Origin of the sequence: Streptomyces sp. NPDC001941 (assembly GCF_040296945.1) — a bacterium.
In the GTDB taxonomy this organism is placed as follows: domain Bacteria; phylum Actinomycetota; class Actinomycetes; order Streptomycetales; family Streptomycetaceae; genus Streptomyces.
This window is the reverse complement of sequence record NZ_JBEOYE010000216.1, coordinates 1-3,915: the sequence shown is the minus strand read 5'-3', so window position 1 is coordinate 3,915 and position 3,915 is coordinate 1. Positions and strand designations below refer to the sequence as shown.

Genomic DNA, 3,915 nt, shown 5'->3' with positions numbered 1-3,915 from the left:
CGACGCGGGCCCGCCAGCGCTCGACTCCGGCGCCGTCCGGCGGGCGGCGGTCCAGGGCGTGCAGGATCTCGTCCGCGCGCAGGTGGCGGTCGGCCAGGTCCTGGGCGGTGAGCCAGCGGTGCAGCAGGTAGGGCAGCTTGCCGTTGACGGTGAAGTGGCCGCCGCTGTCGTGGAAGGCCAGGTTCATGGCGTAGGCGAATGCGGTGGTGCCGCAGCGCTGGGCGCCGAGCAGGATGACGGGGGACGTGGTCATGCGGCCGTCTCCTCTGTGGTGGCGGGGGTGGGGGGTGCCGCGACGGCGTCGGCCATGGCGCGCAGGCGTCGCATGCAGGTGGTGCTGGCCTCGAAGCCGCCCGCGGTGAACTCCTCGCCCCACGGCTCGTCGCGCTGGGCCTGGGTGAGTACGCGGCCGACGCGCCAGTGGGTCTCCAGGGACACCCAGCCGTCGTAGCCGTCCTCGGCGAGGCGGCCGAGGATGGCGGGCCAGGGCAGGTCGCCGTCGCCGAGCCGGACGTACGCGGCTGTCCCGACGGGGTCCTTCACGTGGACGTGCCGGATGCGTTCGCGGCCGGTCTCGTAGTCGGCGGGGAAGGGCGCGGGGTCCCAGCCGCTGAAGACGCTGTTCCCCGGGTCCCAGAGGATGCCGAGCCGGTCGTCGCCGAGTGCGTCGAGGAATTCCAGGGTGTGGCGCATGGTGGGGCTGTTGGTGCGCATGCCGGTCTCGACGAGGAGGGGTACGCGGTCGGCGGGGACGCCGTCCAGGACTTCGCGGGCGGCCCGGGCGGCGGTGCGCGGGTCGGGGTCGCCCTCGCGGTAGAAGGTGAACACCCGGACGAAGGGGGCGCCGAGGAGTTCGGCCCGGCGGACGGAGTCGACGACGAGGTCGCGCACGCGCGCGGTCTCGGCGTCGGTGCGCGGCAGGGCGCACTTGAGGGCGGGTGGGTCGAATCCGGCGACGCGCAGGCCGCGTCCGGTGACGGCGTCGCGTACGGCGGTGAGCTGGGCGTCGTCCATCAGGTGGGGCGGTACTCCGCCGCTGGAGCGGATCTCCAGTCCGCCGAAGCCCTGGCGGACGGCTTCGGCGGCGGCCTCGTCGATGTCCTGGGACAACTCGTCGTTGATGATGGCGAGTCTCAAAGGAGGGTCTCCTCGATGAGGGCGGACGGGGCGGGTGCGGGTGCGGCACCGGGGGCGTACCAGCCGCGCAGGAGTGCGGTGTCCTGCGGCAGGGAGGGCGCCTTGGTCTCGGCGGTGACGGCGCGCAGGGTGCCTGCGGCGGTGAGTACGGCGCGGGTGCGGTCGGCGCAGTCGGCGAGGGGCCGGTGCCGTGAGGTGGCGGGGGCGTCCCAGTCGAAGCCCTTGACCTGGGCGTGGGTGGTCCAGGGGGCGAGCCGGGCGGCGGCGCCCTGCGGGTCGTCGGTGATGCGGGCCAGGCCCATGGTGTCGAGGAGGACCGAGGTGCCGAAGTCCGCGCAGAGCGCGGCGAGTTCCTCGACGGGGGCGTAGCCGTGGTGCGTTTCGACCAGGACGAGTCCGGCGTGGCCGGTGCGGTCGCTCAGGGCGGCGATCTGGGCTGCGGTGAGGGCGGCGCTGCCGGGGGCGGTGCAGCCCTCGGCCGCGAACACCTTGACGGGCAGGCCTGGTTCGAGCCACGGCTGCGCGGCGCAGGCGGAGGCCGGGTGGGCGGGGTCGCCGAGGACGATGCCGGTGCCGACGAAGCAGACGTCGACGCCCGCCTCGCGCAGTGCGGCCAGGCCGCCGGAGGTCTCCCAGGCGTGGCCCTTGCCCGCGCGGACGTCGACGGTGCTGCCGCCGAGGTCCCGGGTGAGGGCGGCCAGGGCGCCGGCGGTCAGGGCGGGGGCGCAGCCCGAGGAGAGGCCCACCCGGGTGGCGGGGGCGTTCACGAGGCCACCGCCAGGTCCTCGGCCACGGAGGCCAGGACGGCGGTGACGGCCCGTGCCCCGTCCAGGTGGCAGCGGCGCGGGGGCAGTCCGGTGACGACGGCGCGGGCCATGTCCTCGTACACCATGCGCCGCAGCTGGGGGGTGGGCACGGTCGGCAGGGTCTGGCCGGTCTCGCCCAGGTGGGTGGTGACCATGCCGTCGGCGACGCAGAGGCTGCCGTCCGGTCCGAGTACCTGCAGGCGTTCGGTGCGGAAGGCGGACTCGGCGGTGACGGTGAAGGCGAGGGTCGCGCCGCCGGTGAACTCGACGTGTCCGGTGACCCTGGAGTCGATGCCGGGGGCCAGTTGCCTGCTGGGCGCCAGGTGGACGGAGCGCGGCTCGCCGAGGAGCTGGCAGGCGAGGTCGAGGTAGTGCACGCCGAGGTGGGCGGCGATGCCGCCGAAGGCGGCGGTGGAGTCGCTGCGCCAGTCCGCCCTGCGGTAGTGGGCGGGCGGGCGGTAGCGGGACACTTCGAGGACGGCGGTGACCGCGGGGTCGGCCCAGTTCGCGTCGTGCACCGCGTCGGGCAGCCGCATGCGGTGCTGGAGCATGACCCCGACGGGCCGGCCCGCGCGGCGCGCGGCGGCGGTGATCAGGTCGATCTCGGCCACGGACACGGCCGGGGGCTTCTCCAGGAGGACGGCCTTGCCGTGTTCCAGGGCCTGTACGGCGAGTGCGGCGCGGTTGCCCGGAGGCAGGCACATCGCGACGAGCTCGACGCGCGGGTCGGCGAGCAGCGCCTGCCAGGAGGCGGCCCTGGGCAGCGTCCCGGCGTCGACGGCCGGGTCCTGTTCGAGCACCGCCGCGACGTGGGCGGCGTCCAGTCCGTCCAGTGCCGCCGCGTGCTGCCGTCCGGCGGAGCCGAAGCCGACGAGGCCGACGCCGACGCTCATCGAGTGCCTCCCGAGGTGGCGGGGGTGCGGTCCGCGGTCCAGCCGAGTCGTTCGGCGACGGACAGCGGTACGGGTATCCCGGCGTCCCGGGCGGCCGCCTCGGCCAGCTCCTCCTGCTGCTCCGGCAGGTGGACGCGCGGCGCGCCCTCGGGATAGCCGGCGGCGACGGCCCCGGTCAGCACGGTGAGCAGTTCGTCCACGGGCGGGTCGCCGAAGGCGGCCGGGGACAGGCCGAGGAAGAGCTGCGAGCAGTCCATGGGGCGCTCGGGTTCTGCGCGCTGCTTGTGCACCAGCGGGCTGACGGTCCCGCCGGCGAGGATGCCCGCCAGGACCTCGGTGATCACGGCGACGCCGAGTCCCTTGTGGCCGCCGAAGACCGGTACCGCTCCCCCGCGGTCCAGCTCCTCCGGGTCCGTGGTCGGCCGTCCGGCGCGGTCCACGAGCCAGGTCTCCGGCACGGGTTCGCCGCGGTGGGCGGCGTGCCGGATCTTGCCGCTGGCGACGGTGCCGGTGGCGAAGTCGACGACGAGGGGCCGCTGTCCTCCGCGCGGGACGACCATGCACACGGCGTCGTTGCCCAGGGTGGGCCGCCCGGCTCCGGGGGCGGCGACGCTGGGGCCCGAGATGTTGAGGACGAGGCCGACGACTCCGTGGCGCACGAAGTGGTCGCGGTAGGCGGCGAGCATCCCGATGTGGTTGTTGCCGCGCACGGCGACGGCCGCGAGTCCGGTGGCGGCGGCCCTGCGGGCGCAGTGCTCGGCGGCGCGCTCGGCGGCGACCTGTCCGAAGCCGCCGCGGGCGTCGAGCACGGCCACCGGGTCGCCTTCGGTGAGCCACTCGGGCTCGGCGGCGGGGTCGATGCCGCCGCGGGCGAGGCGGTCGAGGTACATGGGGAGCAGGCCGACGCCGTGCGAGAAGTGGCCCCGCACGTCGGCGTCGACGAGCACCCGGGCCACCAGGGCGGCGCGCTCGGCGTCCACCCCGGCGTCGGTGAGGGAGCCGGTCGCCGCGGCGGTGAGGGCGGTGGTGGAGAACCGGGCCTGCGCCGGTGGCGGGGCCGGGGCGGCGAGCGGTGCCGG

At 75.8% G+C, this 3,915-nt stretch carries 5 protein-coding genes; all 5 read right to left on the bottom strand.

All coding sequences use genetic code 11. The annotated features are described in order from the left end of the window. Positions 1–253, bottom strand: a 253-nt coding sequence (locus ABT160_RS46550) for a hypothetical protein (protein WP_351656379.1), incomplete at its 3' end; no start/stop codon positions are given. Further along, the gene (locus ABT160_RS46545) at positions 250–1,137 is read right to left on the bottom strand and encodes a sugar phosphate isomerase/epimerase family protein (RefSeq protein ID WP_351656376.1); all 888 of its coding nucleotides are present in this window, start codon (positions 1,135–1,137) and stop codon (positions 250–252) included. The genes ABT160_RS46550 and ABT160_RS46545, both read right to left, overlap by 4 nt. Next, positions 1,134–1,904 carry a hypothetical protein gene (locus ABT160_RS46540; protein ID WP_351656373.1) on the bottom strand — a complete coding sequence of 257 codons (771 nt, stop codon included), beginning with the start codon at positions 1,902–1,904 and terminating at the stop codon, positions 1,134–1,136. Before ABT160_RS46540 ends, ABT160_RS46545 begins: the two co-directional genes overlap by 4 nt. Then, a complete protein-coding gene (locus ABT160_RS46535) occupies positions 1,901–2,836 on the bottom strand; it encodes a Gfo/Idh/MocA family protein (protein WP_351656370.1) in 936 nt (311 codons plus the stop codon). The genes ABT160_RS46540 and ABT160_RS46535 overlap by 4 nt, the downstream gene beginning before the upstream one ends. Then, the coding region (locus ABT160_RS46530; RefSeq protein ID WP_351656367.1) for an Ldh family oxidoreductase at positions 2,833–3,915 on the bottom strand (1,083 nt) is incomplete at its 5' end. The genes ABT160_RS46535 and ABT160_RS46530, both read right to left, overlap by 4 nt.